Source organism: Anaerohalosphaeraceae bacterium (assembly GCA_037479115.1).
In the GTDB taxonomy this organism is placed as follows: Bacteria; Planctomycetota; Phycisphaerae; order Sedimentisphaerales; family Anaerohalosphaeraceae; genus JAHDQI01.
This window is the reverse complement of the sequence record JBBFLK010000005.1, coordinates 19,490-39,919: the sequence shown is the minus strand read 5'-3', so window position 1 is coordinate 39,919 and position 20,430 is coordinate 19,490. Positions and strand designations below refer to the sequence as shown.

General features: G+C 56.5%; 13 protein-coding genes. 6 read left to right on the top strand and 7 right to left on the bottom strand.

Annotation, left to right across the window (positions count from 1 at the left end; all coding sequences use genetic code 11):
• The first annotated feature begins 2 nt into the window (after positions 1-2).
• The 5 genes from WHS88_03600 to WHS88_03580 all read left to right on the top strand — a co-directional run bounded on the left by WHS88_03600 (position 3) and on the right by WHS88_03580 (position 9,774).
• Positions 3-569 carry a carbohydrate binding domain-containing protein gene (locus tag WHS88_03600; GenBank protein MEJ5259256.1) on the top strand — a complete coding sequence of 189 codons (567 nt, stop codon included), beginning with the start codon at positions 3-5 and terminating at the stop codon, positions 567-569.
• Positions 570-734: 165 nt separating this feature from the next.
• Positions 735-3,092, top strand: coding sequence for a LamG domain-containing protein (locus WHS88_03595; protein MEJ5259255.1), 2,358 nt, complete (start codon positions 735-737; stop codon positions 3,090-3,092).
• Positions 3,093-3,168: 76 nt separating this feature from the next.
• Complete coding sequence (locus WHS88_03590) at positions 3,169-3,990, top strand: type II secretion system protein (GenBank protein MEJ5259254.1); 822 nt, start codon at positions 3,169-3,171, stop codon at positions 3,988-3,990.
• Between the two features lie 119 nt (positions 3,991-4,109).
• A complete protein-coding gene (locus WHS88_03585) occupies positions 4,110-7,181 on the top strand; it encodes a hypothetical protein (GenBank protein ID MEJ5259253.1) in 3,072 nt (1,023 codons plus the stop codon).
• Positions 7,182-7,248: 67 nt separating this feature from the next.
• On the top strand, positions 7,249-9,774 hold the full coding sequence (locus WHS88_03580; GenBank protein ID MEJ5259252.1) for a glycoside hydrolase family 2 TIM barrel-domain containing protein: 2,526 nt from the start codon (positions 7,249-7,251) through the stop codon (positions 9,772-9,774).
• On the opposite strand, the gene nuoB is transcribed toward WHS88_03580, so the two are convergent.
• The 7 genes from nuoB to WHS88_03545 are packed head-to-tail and all read right to left on the bottom strand — an operon-like array spanning position 9,771 to position 17,794.
• Complete coding sequence (nuoB, locus tag WHS88_03575) at positions 9,771-10,526, bottom strand: NADH-quinone oxidoreductase subunit NuoB (GenBank protein ID MEJ5259251.1); 756 nt, start codon at positions 10,524-10,526, stop codon at positions 9,771-9,773. The genes WHS88_03580 and nuoB overlap by 4 nt on opposite strands.
• A 12-nt stretch (positions 10,527-10,538) precedes the next feature.
• Positions 10,539-12,053, bottom strand: coding sequence for an NADH-quinone oxidoreductase subunit C (locus WHS88_03570; GenBank protein MEJ5259250.1), 1,515 nt, complete (start codon positions 12,051-12,053; stop codon positions 10,539-10,541).
• Between the two features lie 2 nt (positions 12,054-12,055).
• On the bottom strand, positions 12,056-13,531 hold the full coding sequence (locus WHS88_03565; protein MEJ5259249.1) for a proton-conducting transporter membrane subunit: 1,476 nt from the start codon (positions 13,529-13,531) through the stop codon (positions 12,056-12,058).
• 4 nt (positions 13,532-13,535) lie between these two features.
• Complete coding sequence (locus WHS88_03560) at positions 13,536-14,180, bottom strand: NADH-quinone oxidoreductase subunit K (GenBank protein ID MEJ5259248.1); 645 nt, start codon at positions 14,178-14,180, stop codon at positions 13,536-13,538.
• Positions 14,177-15,100, bottom strand: a complete 924-nt coding sequence (locus tag WHS88_03555) for an NADH-quinone oxidoreductase subunit H (protein MEJ5259247.1) — start codon at positions 15,098-15,100, stop codon at positions 14,177-14,179. The genes WHS88_03560 and WHS88_03555 overlap by 4 nt, the downstream gene beginning before the upstream one ends.
• A gap of 1 nt (position 15,101) precedes the next feature.
• The gene (locus WHS88_03550) at positions 15,102-17,081 is read right to left on the bottom strand and encodes a proton-conducting transporter membrane subunit (GenBank protein ID MEJ5259246.1); all 1,980 of its coding nucleotides are present in this window, start codon (positions 17,079-17,081) and stop codon (positions 15,102-15,104) included.
• Positions 17,078-17,794, bottom strand: coding sequence for a PTS sugar transporter subunit IIA (locus tag WHS88_03545; GenBank protein ID MEJ5259245.1), 717 nt, complete (start codon positions 17,792-17,794; stop codon positions 17,078-17,080). Before WHS88_03545 ends, WHS88_03550 begins: the two co-directional genes overlap by 4 nt.
• A gap of 312 nt (positions 17,795-18,106) precedes the next feature.
• On the opposite strand from WHS88_03545, the gene WHS88_03540 reads away from it, so the two are divergent.
• Positions 18,107-20,368 (top strand): LamG-like jellyroll fold domain-containing protein, encoded by a 2,262-nt coding sequence (locus WHS88_03540; protein MEJ5259244.1) that lies wholly within the window; start codon positions 18,107-18,109, stop codon positions 20,366-20,368.
• The last annotated feature ends 62 nt before the right edge of the window (positions 20,369-20,430 follow it).

Sequence of the window (20,430 nt, the reverse complement as noted above, 5' to 3'; positions counted from 1 at the left end):
CGATGCAGAAACGAATGATGTGTTTGCTGGCGGCAGGACTGATGCTGGGCGGCTCCGTTTGGGCCAATCTGCTGACCAACGGAGATTTCAACACAGGTGATTTGAGCGGCTGGTGGACATGGGTGCCGGATACGGTCAATCAGTCCATTTCGATTGAAACCGGCTATACCTATGACGCAACTCCGAATGCGAAGATGTGGTCGGCGACGGACGGGGCCTGGCAGGAGATGGGACAGACCTTTGCCGTGGCGGCCGAAGCGGAGTATGTGCTCAGTCTGGTGTACAGTGCGACGGATTGGGCCAATGCGGGCATCAATCTGAAGTACTGGGATTCGAGCTGGAGTTATGTGGGCTATCAGTGGATTACGCTGCTGACGCCGCCGAATTCGGGTCAGTGGACTTCGTTTGTCCAGACCTTTACGACGCCGGCGGGTGCGGCTTATGCCGAGGTGAAGTTTGCGATGGGCGGATGGGGCACGCTGTATGTGGACAATGTGAGGGTCGTGCCCGAACCGGCCAGTCTGGTCTTGCTGGGACTGGGCGGTTTTGCGCTGGTACGCCGCCGGTAAGCGAACGATGGGAAGAACCGGCTGCGGTGTGCAGAAAAAGCCGCAGCCGGTCTTTCAAAAACGCGGTTTGCAGACAGATAGACACTCGGAAAGGGAGAGTCTGTGGATGCAGAGTCCTGTTTTCCGGCAGGATAAAGAGCAATTCGGTTTTAGGAGGTGCGTGTTATGAGGCGAAGAATACAGACGGGGCTGGCTGTTCTGGCGGTGATGCTGGCGGCGCAGGCCGGAGCGGTGGAACTGCTGGTCAACGGGAATCTGAACAGCTGGACGGACGGCGTCCCGGACGGCTGGTATGTGTACATCGCCAACCCCAATAATGCCTGGTTTGCCATGGAAACGTCTTTTACTTATGACGGAAGCCCCTGTGCGGTGATGTATCCAAGCCAGGAGGAATGGCCGGGGGTGGAGCTGGGACAAACGGTTTATTTTGAGCCGAATACGATTTCGGTTCTCCATTTCAGCTGTGTGGTCGTTACACGCTGGTACAGCTCAAACAACTGGGGGGATGCTACGGTCGAAATGACCTACCGCGAGCCGAACGGAACGTTTGTGGCCTATGATGAATTCATTCTTTTTGCAAATAATCAGTATCCGGTGCCGACAGTGTGGACGGTCTATAATCATGATTTTCTTGTCCCGCCGGGTGCCGGACAGGTTACGTTGGTGCTGCGCGGCTCCGACTGGCTCAAAGGCATTTATTGGGACAATATTTCGCTCAGCTACTCCGGAACCACACAGGCGGAGTGGCTTTCTCCGGCCAACAACAGCACGGTTCCCTGGGAGGACCCGGCCCGGTGCGGCTATGGGCCTACGCTGCGGTGGAAAGCGGCTCAGGAGGCGACCGGCGTTCATTATGTGTATTTGGGAACCAGCGCCGAGGCGGTGGCGAACGCCACAACCTCATCCCCGGAGTTTCTGGGGACGGTGCCGCTGACGGACCCGAATTATGTCCTTTCGCTCAGTCAGGTAGTCAAAGGGCAAACGTATTATTGGCGTGTGGATGAAACCACATCGAGCGGGGTCGTCAAGGCGGCGGGTGTCTGGCGGTTTACCATCAGTCCGTTTACGGATTTGGATTTGTTTGACTATGCTTCGACGGCTGCTCTGCAGGCGGTTTGGGGCAGCGGGGCGGTGTTGAACAATGGGGCGATGGAGATTGCCTATGACCACACCGCCGCTCCGTATCTGACGGAAGTTGCGGCGGATGCGGATTTGCTGAGCTGTTCGACCGACTGGACGCGCGGCGGCAATGGGCTGCTGACGCTGGATGTCAAGGGCCACGATAACATGGTCGATTCCATTTATGTGACGCTCGAATCCAACGGCGGCGCCCAGAGCGGCACCGTTCAGTATCGCGATGTGAGAGAACTCAATCAGCAGTCGGAATACGAGTGGTTCCATTTCTGGCCCATCAATTTGCAGGAATTTGCGGCGCAGGGGGTGGACCTGACGGCCGTGAGCCGGGTCATCATCGGCATCGGAACGAAGGCCTCTCCGACCCCCGGCGGCGCCGGTTCGGTTCAAATCAACAATCTGCGGCTGAGCAGTCCGATGTGTCTGCGGGGGTATGTGCCGGCGGATATCAATCAGGACTGTGTGGCGGATATTTATGATTTTGTGGAACTGGCCGCCAACTGGCTCAGGGAGGGCAGCTGGGTAACTGCCCGGGCACCTTCGCGAGGGCCGGTGCTCTGGTATGCCTTTGAGGAAGGGACCGGCACAGCCGTCAGCGACCTGTCGGGCTTCGGCTATCACGGCACGATAGTCCCGGGGGCGGACCCCAATGCGGTCTGGGGCGGTCCCGGCAGCGGCATCGGCGGGTCCAACAGTCTGTATCTGAACAACAGTGCCTATGTGCAGGTGCCTGCGGCGGCGGCCAACGTCGGCGACCCGAATGCTGCTCCGCCGGCGCTGGGGGCTGAATCCACGATTTCGCTCTGGATGAAGGACCCCGGACAGAGCGATGCCGACAGCGAATTGTTCCAAATCGGTCAGGACGGCGCGGTGCTGGGCAATTGGCTGAATGCCACAGGCAAGTTTGAATATGAAGCGGGCGGCGATACGCTGATCTGGACAGGCAGCCGCTATTATTCCGCTACGGATTTGTACAGCAATCCGTCTCATCCGCAGGACGAATGGGTGCATTATGCCTTTGTCAAGAGTGCCTCCGCCGGTCAGATGCGGATTTATCAAAACGGCCGGCTGGTTGTTCAGATGCCGGCATTCAGCACGTATTCACCGACGGTGGATGATACGAACGGGTTCTTTTCCATCGGGGCCTGGCGCTGGTCGGGCGGTGCGGGCGGTTTCGTGGACGGCTGGATTGATGACTTCCGCGTGTATGATTACGCCCTTTCGCCGGAAGAGGTGCTCTGGCTGGCTCAGGAAGGCGGTGCAGCCTCCAGCCCGATGCTTCAGCCGCTGATTGAGCCGGCGGATGTCAACGGCGATAACCGCATTGATTTAGAGGATGCGGCGGAACTGGCGCGATTGTGGCTTCAGGCCGCTGTTTTCCCTGATTAAAAACCGGAAGGGAGGGGCTGTTCAAACAGCTCCTCCCTTTATCGGAACAGGCAGATAAAAGAAGAAAGGTGAAAGAATGAAAGTCCGAAAACAGCGAAAGCGGCAGGCGTTTACCCTGATTGAACTGCTGGTGGTGATTGCGATTATTTCGGTTCTGCTGTCGGTGCTGGTGCCCAGCCTTCGCAAGGCCCGAGAGCAGTCGCAGGGGGTGATTTGTCTTTCCAATCTGAAGCAGTGGGGGATTCTTTATACCCTCTATGCGCAGGATAATGACTCGAGTCTGCCGATCGGCTGGAACGGCGGAAAAATGTGGATGACGGATTTGCTGTCGTATTATCAGAATACGGATGACCTGCGGCTCTGTCCGCGGGCGACGCGTTTTCTGGATACAGTGCCGGGTCAGGTTCCGGGAGAATTGACGGCCTGGGGCCGATACGGCTACAACGGGATTCCGATTCCGTATTGGGGCGAGCACGGCCAGTACGGCAGTTATTCCGTGAACGGCTGGGCGCACAACCCGCTGGATGTCGGGGTGCCGGGCACGTACAATATTGCTCCGGCCTGGCGGGACTATTACTGGCGGAAGGTCAGCCGAATCCGTGTGCCGTCCGCCGTGCCGCTGATGGGCGGCGGGATGTGGGAGGGGGCCAACGCCCTCGATACGGATTCGCCGCCGCCTTCGCGGGGTGTCGAAGCCGGCAAGAACGCCTACAACAGCGGCGGAGTGAGCACGTATTGTCTGGACCGGCACAACGGCGGTCCCAACTGGCTGTTTGTGGATGGGCAGAGCCGAAAGGTGGGCCTGAAGGAATTGTGGAGGCTGAAGTGGAACACGCGCTGGAACAGCAGTCAAAGCCGCCAGTGGCCGGACTGGATGAAACGCTATCCGGATTATTAATCGCAGTTTTTCCGAGATGGGGGCGGTCTTCTTTTGAAAAACAGTGTCCCTGTCTAACAAGCAGACAGGGACTTTTTTTCGGATGAACAGCTCAGGCGAAAACGGTACAATCGATGCGGATGAAGAAAGCATTTCAAACAATCACGGCACTGCTTTGGATGGCGGCGATCTGTGTCCTGGATGCCGAAGGAGCGGGACGGGGTGAAACCCAAGGGGCTCTTTCTATCGATGCGGAAGGCGTGCTGCGCTGGCAGGATACGCAGCAGGAGACCGCCCTGTTTGGGGTGAATTATTGTCTGCCGTCTGGGTACAGTTTCCGGGCCGCCGGCTATGTCGGAGCGGACCGCAAAAAGACGGTGGAGGCGGATATGGCCCATCTGGCTCGGCTGGGGCTGGACGGGCTTCGGCTCAGTTTTTGGGGGGATTGGGAAAACAGCGACCGGCAGGGCAATCTTGTTGACAATGAGCATCTGGATTTGCTGGATTATGTGATTGCCCAGGCCGAGAAAAGGGGGATATCTATCCTTCTGACGCCGATTACTCTGTACAGTCCGGTCTGGCCGGAGCCGGAGGAAATGAACACCTGCCAGGGGTTCCCGCGGTTTTTCCCCAAGCGCGAACTGGGCATCAATCCGGAGGCGATTGCCGTCCAGCAGCGGTATCTTTCACAGATTGTTCAGCATGTCAATCGCTATACGGGCCGTGCCTATAAAGATGAACCGGCGATTGTGATGCTCGAACCGGTCAATGAGCCGCATCATCACCCGGGACAGAAGCCCGTGGAGTACATTAATGCCCTGGTTCAGGCGATTCGGGATGCAGGGTGGACGAAGCCGATCGTTTTCAACGTCAGTCAGGATATGGCGATTGCGCCGGCTGTGCGGGATTCCCGGGCCGACGGAGCGACGTTCGGCTGGTATCCGACGGGTCTGGTCAGCGGCTTTACCCTCACGAGCAATTTTCTGCCGCGGGTGGAATCGTATCGGCTTTTGTTTGACCCGGCCTTAAAGAACAAACCCAAAGTCGTTTACGAATTTGATACGGCGGATGTGGCGGGCTCGTATCTGTATCCGGCGATGGCCCGCACGTTCCGCAGCGGCGGGGTCCAGTTTGCCGCGATGTTTTCGTATGACCCGCTGCCGCTGGCCTCGAGAAATCTGGAGTACCAGACGCATTGTCTGAATCTGGTCTATACGCCCGGCAAAGCGGTCAGTCTGCTGATTGCGGCTGAGGCCTTCCGCCGTCTGCCGAGGGGGTTTGCCGCTTCGGAAGCCGACCGGTTCGGACCGGTGCGGGTCAGTTTTGAGGAGGATTTGAGCGAGCTGGTTACGGAGCGGGAGTTCTTCTATTCCAATACGACAAAGACGGTGCCTCCAAAACCGGAACAGCTGGAGCGGTTAATCGGCTGCGGCCGCTCACCGGTGCTCGAGTATGAAGGAACCGGGGCGTATTTTCTGGAAAAGCAGGCCGAAGGATTCTGGCGGCTGGAGGTTTATCCGGATGTTGTGTGGATTCGCGACCCCTTCGGCCGGCCCAGCCGGGGCCGTCAGGCGGCCTATCTGACTTGGGGGACAAGGCGGATGACAATTGCCGTGCCGGATTTGGGGACCTCTTTTGCGTATGAGGGAATCAATGAAGGCAATTCTCTCGCCGGCAGGGCTGCCCAGGGAACTCTGGAAATCCAGCCGGGGGTGTATCGTCTCAAAAGAGACCCTTCCGTTTCAGCGGCGGCTGTCTTGAGCCGCGAGTATATTGTGCCGGCCCGACAGAAAAATCCGATTGTTGTTCGTCATATTCCGCCTCGACAGATTGCGGAGGGAAGACCGTTTGCGGTTCGAGTCAAAGGCGTATGGGGCGAACAGCCGCAGGAGGTTGTCTTCTGGGTGCGAAAACAGGCGGGGGCGGAGTTTGAAAAGATTCCGATGAAGCCGGTTTCCTTGTTTGAGTATGAGGTCCCCATAGAGGGCCGAGCCGGTCAAACCATCGAATATGCCGTAAGTGTGATTCAGGGCGGACAGATGCTCACCTTTCCGGCGCGAATCGTCGGGCCGCCAAGTTCTTCAATAACCGAAGCGGCCCCGCTGGTGCTGTTTGATGCGGCGGCGTTTTCCCAGACGCCTGACCTGAAGCAGTGGTCCGCCCGTCAGGCATCTGTTTCGCTGGCGGACGAAGGCGGACGGCGCCGGCTTCGTGTGCAGACGGCCGGATTTGATTCCAACGGAGCCGTCAGCATCGACCTGGCCCTGAACAGTCCGTCCCCGTCTGCAGGTCCCGACGTTTTTGAGAAGGAAACCTATGAAGATGCCGTTTTGATTTTCCAGGGACGGCCGCTTAACGAACAGACTGACAGGCTGGAGCTTATGCTGATTGACCGCTACGGGATGCAGGACAAGCATCTGCTGCGGCTGGACGCACGAAAAGGGCGCACAGAGATTCTGCTGAAAGATGTCTGTATTGCAAATCTGAAAACGGTTCGTCTGACTTTCGGGGCGTGGCTGTTTCCGAAGTCCGAAGGGCAGGCTCACGGATTTGAAATGGAGGAGATTGCCGTACGGCCTTCGCCGCTTCTTTGGCGCGTGCCGGTGGTTGCGGCGGATTCAGAGTTTGTCCTGTTTGAGGCGTCGGCGGACGGCGAGCGACTGATTTTCCCCAATTCAGAGCATCGGGTTTCTTTTGCACGGCGCTTGACTCGCGGGATGACGGCGGAGGACGCAGCGCTGCGGGTCGATGTGCCGACGTTTCGTCCGGCGCCGCAGGATGTGTCGTTTCGTCTGATGTTGGATGAGAGAATAGAACCTCGACGGGAAGATTTAAGGCGGCTGGATGCCATTCGTGTGCGGGCCCGGGCGGCCCAGCCCAGGACGCGGCAGATGGAACTGCTTTTCATCGGGCGGGACGGCTGGGTGCGGGGGGTGCGGATTCCGCTGACCGGAGACTGGAAAGAGCACGAAATCCCCTTGAGCCGGCTGGAGCCGACGACGGCCAGCTGGCTGCCGCGTCCTTATCCGACGGTAGGGCTGGATTATTGGGACCAGCCGGACCGAAGCGGCGGCGGGCCGGTCGACTGGAGCCGGCTGGAGGCCGTGCAGGTCTCCTTCGGGGCCCGGCTGTTTCCGGAGGCCGCTAACGAGCCGCATGCCCTCGAAATTGAACGGATTTTTCTTGTCCATTCTTCCCGAAAGGAACAATAATTCTTTGTTGTTTTTAGTTTCGGATTTCGGATTTAGAATTTCGAATTTTTCATTTGGGGGTGTGCCGATGAAAAGACAGACAGGGTGGATGATTCTGCTGGCCGCTTGGCTGCTGAGTGAAGTTTGTGCCGGGCCGCTGACGGCGGATTTTGACGGAGATGGGAGAATCAGCATTGCCGACCTCGGCCGGATGGCCTGTGTCTGGCAGACGGCAAGCGGACAGGCGGAGTTTGACGCCCGGTTTGATTTAGACCGCGATGGTCAGGTGGGGATGGGGGATTTGGCGGTCTTTGCCTTTCAATGGCTGGATGACCCGGCCGATGTTTACTATGTTCCCATCTCAACCCGACGGCAGAAAGTGTCCTTCAATCTCGGCTGGAAGTTTTACAAGGGAGCCGTCACGGGCGATGCGGCTTCTGCCCCCTCCTATGATGACAGCGGCTGGGTATCCGTGCGTCTGCCGCACAATCCGCCCATCAGCGGCCAGACGGGTCCGGACCCGCTGCGTCCGACCTGGCCGAACTACAGTTATGAGGGGGTCAGCTGGTATCGAAAGCGGTTTTGGATAGACTCTGCGGCGGCGGACGGCAAGGTCTTTCTTGAATTTGAAGGGGCCAATACCGTTACAGACGTCTGGATTAACGGCACAAAACTGGCCACGCATTACGGAGGGTATCTGCCGTTTCTGTATGACCTGAGCGGGTATCTGATTTACGGCGGGGAGAATGTCATCGCCGTCAAAGTGGACAATACGGACAATCCGGATGTGCCGATCGGCAATGCCGACTGGTTTAACTGGGGCGGGCTGTATCGGGATGTGTGGCTGCATTCTATGGACAAGCTTTACGTGACGGATGCCGTGTACGCCAATACGCCCGCCGGCGGCGGGATTTTTGTGACGTATCCGTCGGTGAGCAGCTCCTCGGCACAGGTGCAGGTCAAAACCCAGGTGAAAAATGACTACGGAACCGCCCGCAGCTGCACGGTTCGAACGTATCTTGCAGACAGGCAGCAGCGGATTGTTGCCCAGGCCTTTTCTTCTCAAACCATTGCCGCCGGTGCCGCCTTTACCTTTACACAGACAATGACCGTCCAGCAGCCGAATTTGTGGCATCCGCACAATCCGTATCTCTATACGCTTTATACGGAAGTGTTCGACGGAGAGCGACCGGCGGACTGGCAGAAGACGCGAATCGGCATCCGCAGCATTTCCTTCAGCAAGGCCGACGGATTTCGAATTAACGGCCAGCCGTTCAAGTTCCGGGGGGCCAACCGGCTGCAGGATTATCCGTTTGTCGGCTATGCGATGGGCAATGTCGGACAGCGGCGGGATGCCCTCAAGCTTAAGGAAGCAGGGTTTGACTATGTCCGCACGGCGCATTATCCGCAGGACCCGGCGTTTATGGACGCCTGCGATGAACTGGGGATTCTGGTGATGAATGCCGTTCCGGGCTTCCAGTACATCGGGGGCACGACGTTCCGCAATCATTCCTATCAGATGATGCGGGATATGATTCGACGGGACCGCAATCGGCCTTCGGTGATTGCCTGGGAGCTGTCGCTGAACGAAACGAACTTTAATACGACGTTTGCTTCGACGGCTGTCAATATCGGACGGGCGGAGTATCCGGGAGCGTATATCAGCGGCTGGCTGTATGACTGGATTTACGACATTTTTATTGCCACTCCAACGGCTGGTGCACGGACCTACAGCGGTTCCAAACCCTTGGTCATCAGCGAATACGGCCACTGGGAATACGGCGGCGACGGCTGTGCCAGCGATGTGCGAAGAGGTTCTGTAGGCGACAAATATGCCTACGGCGAAACCGCGATGCTGGCGCAGGTCGCTAATCATATGGACAGCTACGGACAGAATCTCGGGATGATCTATCTGTGCGGCGACGGACTGTGGGCGGGCATCGATTACGGTCCGTATCCGTCCGGCGTACTGGATATCTATCGGCTGCCGAAATTTTCATATTATTTCTGGAAGAGCCAGCGGGACCCGGATGTGCAAATCGAGGGGGTTGAGGGCGGGCCGATGGTCTTTATCGCCAATTACTGGCGGTCTGCTTCGCCGACGACGGTGACAGTGTACAGCAATTGTCAGCGGGTGCGGCTGTATTTGAATGATGTGCTGATTGAGGAACGTTCTCCGGACACGGGGACGAATCTGCCGCATCCGCCGTTTACGTTCAGCGGACTGACGTGGACTTCGGGCGTCCTGCGAGCCGAGGGGCTCATCGATGGACAGGTAGTCGCCCAGCATCAGGTCCGAACCCCCGGCACGGCCCGGTCTTTGTCGCCGGCCTTTGATACGACAGATGTGCCGGCCAATGGTTCGGAGCTGGTATTTGTCTATGTTTCCATTCTGGATGCCAATGGTACACTGGTTCCGACGGCGTCGAATACCACAGTTACGCTGTCTGTCTCGGGTCCGGCGGAATTGGTTTCCCCGGCTTCAGTCAGAGCAGAGGCGGGGATTGCGACCGGTCTGATTCGGGTTCTCGAAACGCCGGGCCTGATTATCGTGACGGCTTCCGCCTCCGGTCTGACGTCCGGCAGTGCTTCCTTTACCAGCCGAGCGGATTAATCAATCCGGCCCAGCAGCCGAAGCAGACCGTCCAGAATCGTAATCGGATGAGGGGGGCAGCCGGGGATATACAAATCCACGGGGACAATCCCGTCAGCACCGTTATGCACTTCGGGATGTCCGGCAAAGGGACCGCCGGAAATCGCGCAGGAGCCGACGGCAATCACAAGTTTTGGAGCTGGGACGGCCTGGTAGGTTTTCTCGAGGGCCAGCTTCATATTTTCGGGCACCGGGCCTGTTATCAGCAGGCCGTCTGCATGCCGCGGCGAGGCCACAAACTGAATGCCGAAGCGGCTCAAGTCGAAAACGACGGTTGTCAGCACGTTTGTGTCGGCCTCGCAGGCGTTGCAGCCGCCTGCGGAAACCTGCCGGAGTTTCAGGGAGCGGCCGAAGAGCCGTTTCAGCTCTTTTCCCAATGTTGCGGCTCGTTTGTATTCTTCTCCCTTTAAAAGCAGGTCAGCTTTCGCCGAAGCCGCCAGCCGATAATCCCGCGAGAACCGTATTGCTCCGGAAGGACATTCCCGGGCACATTGTCCGCAGAAGAGGCATCGGCCCATGTCCAGCGTTACAGCGTCCTTTTTCTGAACGGCACTGGTGGGGCAGACCTCAATACAGCGCCGGCAGTCGGCGGAACATCGCTGAGGGAAAAGCTCCGGACGACCGAGAAAATCCGGCGGCAGGGTCGGTTCGGTTTTCGGGAACCCGACGGTTCGGTGTTTCTGCTGAATGCGGGCCAGAAGTGCACGAATCATCCGTTTATCCTCTTATAAGTCATGTCCGCAGTAGGACAGGTTGAAACTTTTGTTGCACAGCGGAAAATCGGAAATCTGCTGGCCGCGAAGGGCCATCGCCAGCCCCGTCCAGTTATGGAAAGACGGGTCTGTGATTTTGTAAAAGGCCAGGCGTCCCTGGGCGTCTGTCGCGGCGGCATGGCAAATTTCTCCCCGCCACCCTTCCGTCAGACTCACACAGAAGCGGTTGGCGGCGGGGCCGTCCCAATCGGCCCGAATGGGACCGCCGGGACAATTGTCCAGCAGTTCCAGCAGAAAGGCCAGCGACCGCTGAATCTCAAGCCAGCGAACATAGGCCCGGGCGAAGACATCACCGGTATGCCAGGTGGATACGGGGACCTGGGCAAATTGATAAACGCCGGCGGGGAAGCGGAACCGCACATCCGTTTCAAGGCCGCAGGCCCTTGCCGCCACGCCGACCAGCCCCAGCTGCCGGCAGGTTTGTTCATCGATTTTGCCTGTTTCTTCAAATCGGGCCAGAACCGATGGGGTGTTCCACAGCAGTTCCACGGCGACCGTGAGGTCTTTTTTCAATTCGTGAAGACGGCGGCGCATCTGGTCTGCCTTCTCGGCGGTTAAATCAAACTGCACACCGCCCGGACAGACGAGATTTCGGCCAAATCGATTGCCGCACAGCAGAGCGGTCAGATTCAGAAAATCGCCGCGGATGCGTCCGCAGAACGAGGCGGTCGGCAGATAGCCGACATCATTGGCCAGCGCCCCGAGGTCGCCGGTGTGATTGGCCAGCCGTTCCAGTTCCAGAGCAATCCCGCGGATGGCCTGGGCACGCGGAGGCGCCTGGATATCCGCCGTCGATTCAAGCAGCTGACAGTACGCCGTGGTATGGCCGATGGTGGTATCCCCGGCGGCCGTCTGAATCAGGGCATAGGTGCGGGGAGTCGGGCCGCCGATAAGACGGCGTTCGATGCCGCGGTGCTGATACCCCAGCGATATCTCCAGATGGAAAACCTGTTCCCCCAGGCATTGAAACCGAAAATGCCCCGGCTCAATGATTCCGGCGTGAACCGGACCGACGGCCACCTCGTGAATCTGTTCTCCTTCGAGCCGGTAAAAGTTCATAACCGAAGGCAGGATGTTCTGCTGTTTCCATATCTCCTTTCCGCTTCGGCAGCAGGGATGGAAACGGACGGGTTTGAGCCATGGATGCCCTTGAGGAAGGATGCCCCATTGTTCGGCGATTTCCCGTTCAAAGAGGTGCACCTGCGGGCAGTCCGGGGTCAGCGACGGATAGCTGTCCTGTGCTGCAGCGGACAGAACGGACAATCGTCCGATGTTTTCGTCGGCTATCACGGCGTACAGGCAAACCAAATGAGGCCCGGAAGCGGCGGCAAAAAAAGAAGCAATCCGCATTCCGGCCGCCGCGGCGTTTCGCACGGCGTTGGTGAATTCCTCCAGAGAGACTACCGGTATCTGTGCGGCTTCCAGCGGCTGATTATTGTGAAACCATGGATAAGTCAGCGCAGCCATGCTCAAAATCCTCCAAAAGCAGCGGCCGCCTCATGGAGCAGTCGGCTTACGACAGGGGGCACATACACTCCAAGCAGCAGCGTCAAAACGCCTAAGGCCAGCGGCGGCAGCACATGCGTAAACGACTCCGGATGAGGCGTTTCCGCCTTCCCCTGAGGAGCAGGTCCCTGAGCCATTTTCAGAAATGCCGAAGCCATGCCGGCAAAAATCAGAGTCAGCACCCCCAGAAAGGCCGCTGCGGCACCGAACCGGCCCTGTTCAATCATGGCTTTGACGATGGCAAACTCGCTCAGGAAAAGGCCGAAGGGAGGCATGCCGGTAATTGCCAGAAAGCCGGCAAGCCAGAGGATTCCCGTCAAAGGCAGCCGCTCCAGAACCCCGCTGACCTGCGAAATGGTTTTGGTTTTGAAGGCGCCGAGGATGTTGCCGGCGGCCAGAAACAGCATGGCTTTGGTGAGCGAGTGGTTGACGGCGTGAAGCATCGAACCAAAGACGGCTCCGGCTCCGATTCCGATGCCCAATGCCAGAATCCCGACATGTTCGACACTCGAATAGGCCAGCATTCGTTTGAAATCCGCCTGCCCAAGGATAAACACGGCGGCCCAGCCCATCGAAAGCAGGCCGAACAAAATCAGCAGGGGCTGATAAAAATCTTCTAACCCAGCCGCCCGGCAGACTTGTACAATCCGCAAAATCCCCAAAAAAGCACAATTGAGCAAAGCCCCGGAAAGCAGGGCGGAAATCACCGAGGGCGATTCGCTGTGAGCGTCCGGCAGCCAGGTATGCAGAGGAGCCAGGCCCATTTTCGTTCCGTACCCCACCAGGGTCAGCAGCATCGCGGCTTTCAGCCAGGTCAGGTTCAGCCGGTTTCCCTGCTGAATCAGATTGCTCAGGACGAGCGATTTGTCTTCCACGGAGGTATGGGAAACGGCGATGCCGATAAAGAAGGTTCCCAGCAGGGCCAAAGCGATGCCGACGGAACAAATCAAAAGATATTTCCAGGCGGCCTCCAGCGACCGGTGGTGCCGATGGAAATAAATCAGCGGGGCGCTGGCCAGCGTGGTGGCTTCCATGGCTACCCACAGCAAAGCCAGGTGCTGGCTGAGCGCTGTGAGCGTCATGGTGGCCAGGAATGCAAGAAGACAGGCACAAAAGACGGCCTCCGGAGCGTTGCGGAAAAACAGCCCCTCTTCGAAATCCCGTATGGTTCGGCCGGATTCTCCGGCCAGGTAGCCGGCGGCATAGACTGAACAGGCGGAGAACAGAATGCTCGTAATGGTCAGGAACAAAAGAGCGGGCTGGTCCAGCACGAGCCATCCGTTGATCCGAGGGGCGGCCCCCGTATGCCAGGCCGCCAGCACCAGCAGCGTATGGGCGGCGGCGGCCCCGACTAAAAGGCCGCGTCGTATCCTGTCGTTTTGAATCATCAGCGACAAAATCGCCGCTGCGGCAGGGATGACAATCAACGCATAAATCATACGTTCAGGTCCTCAGGCCGGATAATTTATCCGTGTCAATGTGTTCAAATTCCCGGTTGATATGAAAGACGGCAATGCCCATCACAAAGGCCGCCGCAAATAAATCCAGCAGGATTCCCAATTCAATCAGAACCGGCTGATTTTCCGACAGGGCCGCTCCGAAGGCGTAAATTCCGTTTTCCAGAACCAGATAACCGAGCACCTGGGTGAGGGCTTTTTTGCGGGCGATAATCAGAAAGAATCCGGACATAATGGTAAAAAAGGCCGAAGGAACAATCAGACCGGACTGCATCGAGATCGGCAGCGGAAGGCGGCTGCCCAGCCATAACGAAACAATTAAAAAGACGGTGCCGAATGCCAGCGAACTGCCGTATCCGATAAACGGCTCAATTTCCCGCTGAACCTGAATTTCCCGAAGGACAATCGTCAGAAGCCAGGGGAAAACGATGCCTTTCAGACCAATCAGAAGGGCGGAGAAAAACAGCTGATGAGCGGCGGGCCCTGATTCAACCAGAAAGAGCGGCAGCAGTCCGAGGGCAACCCCCTGAAGGGCGGCCACTCGAATACAGGCACCCAGCCGGCTCAATCCCAGCAGGGCCAAATTGGAAAGAATCAAAAAAATCAGAATCAGGTCAACGGCTGAATTCATAGCAGACCTCCGCAAACGAGCATCAGGGCGACGATGGATAGGGCGGCGGCCCCGATCAGGAGCGAGGGAACATGGAGCAGGCGAAGACGAGCCATGGAGGATTCTATCACGCCGACCAGAACGGCCAGCAAGCCCAGAAACAGCAGGGCAGCCGTCGTATCCAGCCACAGATTTCCGGTGTGAACCGGAACCAGAATGCCCGCCAGAACCGCTCCCAGAAGCCACAGTTTCAGGGCGGCGGTGTACAGAATCATTCCGAAATCCGGTCCGCTGTGGTCCAGCACCATGACTTCATGAATCATGGTCAGTTCCAGATGCGTATTGGGGTCATCGACCGGGATTCGGCAGTTTTCAGACAGAAAAACAATCCCTGTGGAAATCCCGACCAGCACGAGGGTAGGACCTGCCGCCGGCCAGTCTGTGAAATCCAGGGAAGAAAAGATCTGGGAAAGAGAAGTATATCCTGTGTATTTGGCGACCGCCGCCAGTCCAATCAGAAAGGCCGGTTCGGCCAAAGCGGAAAAGGTGACTTCACGGGCGGCTCCCATTCCCTCAAAACTCGACCCGGTGTCCAGTGCACTGACCACCAGAAAGAACCGCAGGAGAGCAAACAGATAAACAAAGACAATCAAATCACCTTCAAAAGACAGCGCAGCGGGCAGCCCTCCCAGAGGCATCAGCAGGGCGGCAGCTGCCGCAGCAGCCAGACCGACAACGGGGCCTGCTCGAAAAATCCCGGTGGTGGTTTGGCTGTACACGACCCCCTTCCGGAACAGCTTGAACAAATCATAATACGGCTGAAGTACAGAGGGGCCCTTTCTGCCCGCAAAGAAAGCTTTGGTCCGATTGATGATTCCTCCCAAAAGCGGGGCGCCGGCCAAACACAGCAGCAGATTGATGAGTTTTCCCAAAATCAGCATGCTACATCAGTTTCCATATCAGAAGAATCCAAAGAGCCAACGCAATATACAGGATATAAACCTGAAGCCGTCCGTGCTGGAGCCACTGGAGTTTGGACGACAGACGGACAATCTGCCTGGCGGCCGGCCGGAAGAGGTACTTTTCACTGCTGTCATCTGTTTCTTCCCTGTATTGTCCGCTGTTCGGGAAGAATCCCGCCGGAGGTGTGATGTTTTTGCAGGTCGGCAGCAGCCAGCCGAACAAATCGGCCAAAAACTGCGTGAAGGAAGTCCCCGTGTACTGCATTCTTGAATCCGGCCGGGCGTAGCCGCAGTCCCAGGTCACAGTGCTGTCCACGCGGCGTCCGAGCAGCAGACGGATTCGCATCAGGAGCAGGCCGCCTGCCAAAACGCCGAAAAGAACGGCGGCTTTCACAATTTGGGACAAGACGGACGAGGCCTGAACCAGTTCGATTTGGACCGATTCCTCGGTCATCCCTGTGACAGAGAGAAGAATCGGCCGCAGAACGAAAATCAAGCGGGGAGAAAAGAGCCCCAGCAGCAGACACAGCACGGCCAGAATGAGGAATGAAGCCCTCATCAGCGGACCGGCTTCGTGTCCGTGCTGCGCAGCGGCACTTCGCGGGCTGCCTAAAAAAATAATGCCGAATGCCTTGGTGAAGGCCGCCAGAGCCAGACCGCCGATCAGGGCCAGCCCTCCGACAGTCAGCAGGACGGCAATCACGGTTTCCAGCCCGCTGTTCATTCCATTTTTGAAGAAGCCCAGATAAATCAGAAATTCACTGAAAAACCCGTTTAGAGGCGGAATGCCCGGAACTGCAACGGCTCCGATAAGAAAGGCAGCGGCCGTCCAGGGCATCTGCTTGAACAGGCCTCCGAGCCGGTCGATTTGTCCCGTTCCGGTGCTGTGAAGGACGGAACCGGCACTGAGGAAAAGCAGGCCTTTAAAAACGGCATGGTTCAGCACATGGAGCAGCCCTCCGGCCAATCCCAGCACGGCCAGGACGGCAGAGTGGTGATGGATGCCCAAAAGACCTGTTCCGAGCCCCAGTGCGATGATGCCGATGTTTTCTACACTGCAATAGGCCAGCAGCCGTTTGAGGTCCTGTTGAACCGATGCAAAGAGGGCTCCCAAAAGACCGGAAACCGCTCCAAGGATAATCAGCGTCCAGCCCCACCAGGCGGGCGGGGTTTCCAGCAGACAAAGGGTTCGGATCAGCCCGTAAATGCCTGTTTTAATCATCACACCGCTCATCACAGCGGAGACGTGGCTGGGAGCAGCCGGATGAGCATGAGGCAGCCAGATATGAAGCGGCATAAAGCCCGCTTTGATGCCGAATCCAATCACGGCCAGAACAAACAGAAGATTGGCTTCCGCCGGAGGGATTTGGGGGACAGCAGCAAAGTCGGCAGATCCCGCCCAGCTGCCCAGCAGCACAAAAAAGACAATCAGAAAAGCCGTTCCGATATGGGCTGCAAGCAGATAAAGAAAACCCGCCTGGCGAACCGCCGGCCTGTGGTGTTCAAAGGTAACCAGAAAGAAGGAGGCCAGCGTCATGATTTCCCAGGCAATCAGGAAGAGCAGACTGTTTCGGGCCGTAACCACCAGCAGCATGGATACCAGAAGAAGGTTGTAAAAAAACCAGACCGGTCCGAGATTCCGCTGGGATTGATAGGCCCTGAGGTATTCTATGCCGTACACAGCCGACAAAGCACACAGTCCCAGAATCGGCAGCAGAAAGAATGCGGAAAGCGGGTCAATCTGAATAAAAAAAGCCCCAAAAGGAATGGACCATTCTGTTCGAAGAGACAGAACAGCCCCTCCCCAAAGGACTTGCAGCGGGGCAATGAATGCAATGGCGGAGCCGATTACGGTTCCCCAAGCCCCCGCACGTGAAGCCCAATCCCCTTTTCGACCGAAGAAAAGGGAGGATACACCGCTCAGAAAAATGACAGCTGCACCGACGATAAAAAAGCTCATTCGGCTTTTCCTTCTGTCTGGGTTTGAGAATCAGAATGCTGCATCAGGCCCGATTCAATCCGAGCGATTTCCGTATAGATGCGTTCCCGGGTGGCTTGATTAGCCAGGACGGTCTTAAAGTCTCGGTCCCGAAGGACATAGGCCAGCCGAGACAGGAGAGAGAGGTGGCATTTGACGGTCGGACTGACAAGAGTAAACAGGCAAAAGACGGGTTTGCCGTCTAATGCATGAAAATCAACGGGTGTTTCGAGAAAACAAAGGGAGACAATCGGCTCATCAATATGCAGGACAATTGGATTGCGGACATGTGGTATCGCAATTCCATCGCCTATGGCTGTCGAAGCCATGGCTTCCCTTGCAAGAATCATCTGAAGAAGATATTCTCGGTCTACTGACTCCGGCAATCTCATCAAATTGATAACATTTCGCAGAACAGCTTCTTTTGTTGAGCCGTCAATTCGATAATAAATCCCGCCTCTTTGTAGGGCAGACTCAAGTGAAATATCTGCTTTATCCCGGCTTTCTGTGTCCTGAAACAATTCCGGCGAAAAATTCATCTGTCGTGAGGTAACCCATTCGAGAAGCTCTGACCTGTTAAATCGGTATTGACTGCCTATTTTGTATGCAGGCAGTTTTCCCTCAGAAAGCCAACGATATACGGTTTTTTCGTTTACTTTCAGTAAATTTGCAACATCTTTGACACTGAGCTGCATATTTCCTCAAAAATCTAAAGCATTAGACATTTATGGACATAGAATACACATCCGAAGGTATTTTTCAAGGACTTTTTTTGGAGGGACTGACAAAAAAACTATAACTGTCTGTCAAAAAAGGGAATATGGTTTTTGTCCTTTCTGTTTTTTATCTTTTTCCGAAAAAACTGTGATTTTAGGTAAAAAAGGGGTTTTAGCGGATAGAAGTATTTAGATGACCCTTAAATGGGCCGATGGTTCTTATTAGACGCGATTTCAAAAAGACACGAACATCAATACAAAATATATCTTTAATCTGGAAAGGAGAACGAAATGAAGAAGTTTGTCCTTGTTTTATCTTTCTTTGCGGTTATGGGCCTGGGCAAGGCCGTAACAGTAGATGATTTTGAAAGTTATCAGTTGGGGCCTGTGGATAATGTCACAACGAACTGGAAAGGCAATACGACCGATAACGATACCATCATCGAGCTGGACCCTGCCAATCCCGACAATAAAGTGATGAGTATTTCGCAAGCCCCCACTCAGCAGTCGGCTGCTTACTGTATCCTTTCATCCGAGGCCTCTATTCCTGAGGGAGAGACGAAAACTCTGTTTTTGCGTTTTCGAACGAACGGAACGACGGACCAGTCGTTTGGAATGACGAATGTGGATGAACCGCCGACAGGCGGCTCGGATTGGGGATATTTCCGTCCTCAAATTCGATGGACAGGGGGCAATCTGGGGGTTCGTGACGGCGGCACCTGGAGAGATTTAAGACCGATTACCCCCAATAAATGGTATTGTGTTTGGATGGTAATCAACAATGCGACCGATACCGTGAAAGTGTATTTGAAAGAAGATATTGCGGATGCAACAGCCGCTGATATTCTTTCGGTCGGGACCCAAACATCCTTTGCTTTCCGTGTGGCAACCACAGAGGCCCTCGACCGGCTTTACTGGAGAGCCCAGAGCAACAATGCAGCGCTGAAGGTTTTTGTGGATGATATTGCGATTATGCCTGGCGAGTCACTTATTGTTCCGCCGGTTGCCAGACAGCGGGCCCATTTCCCGACTCCGGCGGATGGGGCGACGCTGGTTGGGGTGCCCAGCGGCATCGGCCAGGTGGATTTGGTGCTCACGTGGAAGGCCGGTGTCGATTTGACCGGCACCTATCCGGTCAATCCGGCCATTAAGAAGCATTATGTGTATATTTCCAAGGACCAGACCGTTTATCCGGATGACCCCAATCTGTATTATGCCGGCAGCGTGGACCAGACCAGCCCTTATGTAACGGATGTTCAGTTTGTTCCCAATCCGAAACTCAGTTCCGGCGGGCGGTATCTCTGGAGAGTCGAAGAAGCCCTGGATAACGGACAGGGCGGAGTGTATGCCCCCGGCGACCCGAATAACATTATCGGGTACACATGGACTTTTGAAACGGTGCCGAGTGTGCCGGTCATTCTGACTCAGCCGAGCAATAAGACGGTCATGCTCGGAGCCACCGCTTCTCCGGCCTTCTCCGTCAATGTTGTGTCCACGACGCCGGAACATTACCAGTGGTATTATTCCGAGGATGACCAGATCGGCGGAGATACCATGGTCGGAACCGATTCGCCGAATTTAACCATTGCCAATGCCTCTGTAGCCAATCAGGGCTACTACTACGTGCGGATTTGGAACAATGCGACGGTTTCCGGCGGCGGCACCAATCCGGATGTGTACAGCAATGTAGTCTGGCTGAAGGTCGGACGGAAGGTGGCGGAGTATCGCTTTGAGAACAACTTCAATGATGCGGTGGAAAACAACCACGGTGTCGGGATGAACTTCAACAATCCGAGCCTGCTGCCGACGTTCAGCAATGTGGACGGAATTGACGGTTCCTATGTGGTGCTGGACGGCGCCGGACAGTATGTGGATTTCGGCGTGAATGCCTATCCGAAGGCCGGCCCGCTGACCAACGGTGTTGGAGGCGGTCTGGACGAAGGCACGATTCTCTGCTGGGTAAAGCCCTCTGCGGCGGGGACGATTCTGCTGAACTACAATGACGGAGCGACCACCGGATTCGGTCTGTCTCTGAACACAGCGCCAAATGCTCGACTGAACGTCCGCGGTGAAGGTCCGGCGGGCGAATATCAGGAAATTGCGACGGCCGAAGGGCGTCCGAACCGTCCGGAATTCGAGATGTACAACGGTCAGTGGCATCTGGTCGGGGCCACCTGGTCGCAGGGCGGCACGCTGCGGATTTATGTGGACGGTCAGCAGGTAGCTTCTGCCGCAGCCGGCACATCCGCTCGTTTCCTGCCGTGGCAGCGCGGCGTCTTGCTGGGCGCCAGCCGGGATTCGTCCAACCGCGACAACCTGCTGAACTTCCTGGCGGGTGCTGTGGACAATCTGCGGGTGTACAACTATGTGGTGGATGCCGAATCGATTGCCGCCGAGTACTACAACGCCACCGGCATCAAGCCCTGCATCAATCCTTCCTTTGAAGGCAGTGCATACAACTTTGACAACACCGGCACATCGTACTGCCGGATTGATTTGGCGGACTTTGCCGCCTTTGCACGCAGCTGGCTGGCCGAAGGGCTGTATCCCTAACCGTCGGTTGCAGGAGTGATATCGTAGATGATGAACCGGAGTCCGTCTTGAGCAGAAGGACT

What these genes read in the sequence shown, in the direction of transcription:
- nuoB (MEJ5259251.1), bottom strand. Translation starts at nt 10,526, where the DNA reads ATGATTCGTGCACTTCTGGCCCGCATTCAGCAGAAACACCGAACCGTC.
- WHS88_03550 (MEJ5259246.1), bottom strand. Translation starts at nt 17,081, where the DNA reads ATGAGCTTTTTTATCGTCGGTGCAGCTGTCATTTTTCTGAGCGGTGTA.
- WHS88_03595 (MEJ5259255.1), top strand. Translation starts at nt 735, where the DNA reads ATGAGGCGAAGAATACAGACGGGGCTGGCTGTTCTGGCGGTGATGCTG.
- WHS88_03570 (MEJ5259250.1), bottom strand. Translation starts at nt 12,053, where the DNA reads ATGGCTGCGCTGACTTATCCATGGTTTCACAATAATCAGCCGCTGGAA.
- WHS88_03545 (MEJ5259245.1), bottom strand. Translation starts at nt 17,794, where the DNA reads ATGCAGCTCAGTGTCAAAGATGTTGCAAATTTACTGAAAGTAAACGAA.
- WHS88_03585 (MEJ5259253.1), top strand. Translation starts at nt 4,110, where the DNA reads ATGAAGAAAGCATTTCAAACAATCACGGCACTGCTTTGGATGGCGGCG.
- WHS88_03560 (MEJ5259248.1), bottom strand. Translation starts at nt 14,180, where the DNA reads ATGAATTCAGCCGTTGACCTGATTCTGATTTTTTTGATTCTTTCCAAT.
- WHS88_03555 (MEJ5259247.1), bottom strand. Translation starts at nt 15,100, where the DNA reads ATGCTGATTTTGGGAAAACTCATCAATCTGCTGCTGTGTTTGGCCGGC.
- WHS88_03540 (MEJ5259244.1), top strand. Translation starts at nt 18,107, where the DNA reads ATGAAGAAGTTTGTCCTTGTTTTATCTTTCTTTGCGGTTATGGGCCTG.
- WHS88_03565 (MEJ5259249.1), bottom strand. Translation starts at nt 13,531, where the DNA reads ATGATTTATGCGTTGATTGTCATCCCTGCCGCAGCGGCGATTTTGTCG.
- WHS88_03580 (MEJ5259252.1), top strand. Translation starts at nt 7,249, where the DNA reads ATGAAAAGACAGACAGGGTGGATGATTCTGCTGGCCGCTTGGCTGCTG.
- WHS88_03600 (MEJ5259256.1), top strand. Translation starts at nt 3, where the DNA reads ATGCAGAAACGAATGATGTGTTTGCTGGCGGCAGGACTGATGCTGGGC.
- WHS88_03590 (MEJ5259254.1), top strand. Translation starts at nt 3,169, where the DNA reads ATGAAAGTCCGAAAACAGCGAAAGCGGCAGGCGTTTACCCTGATTGAA.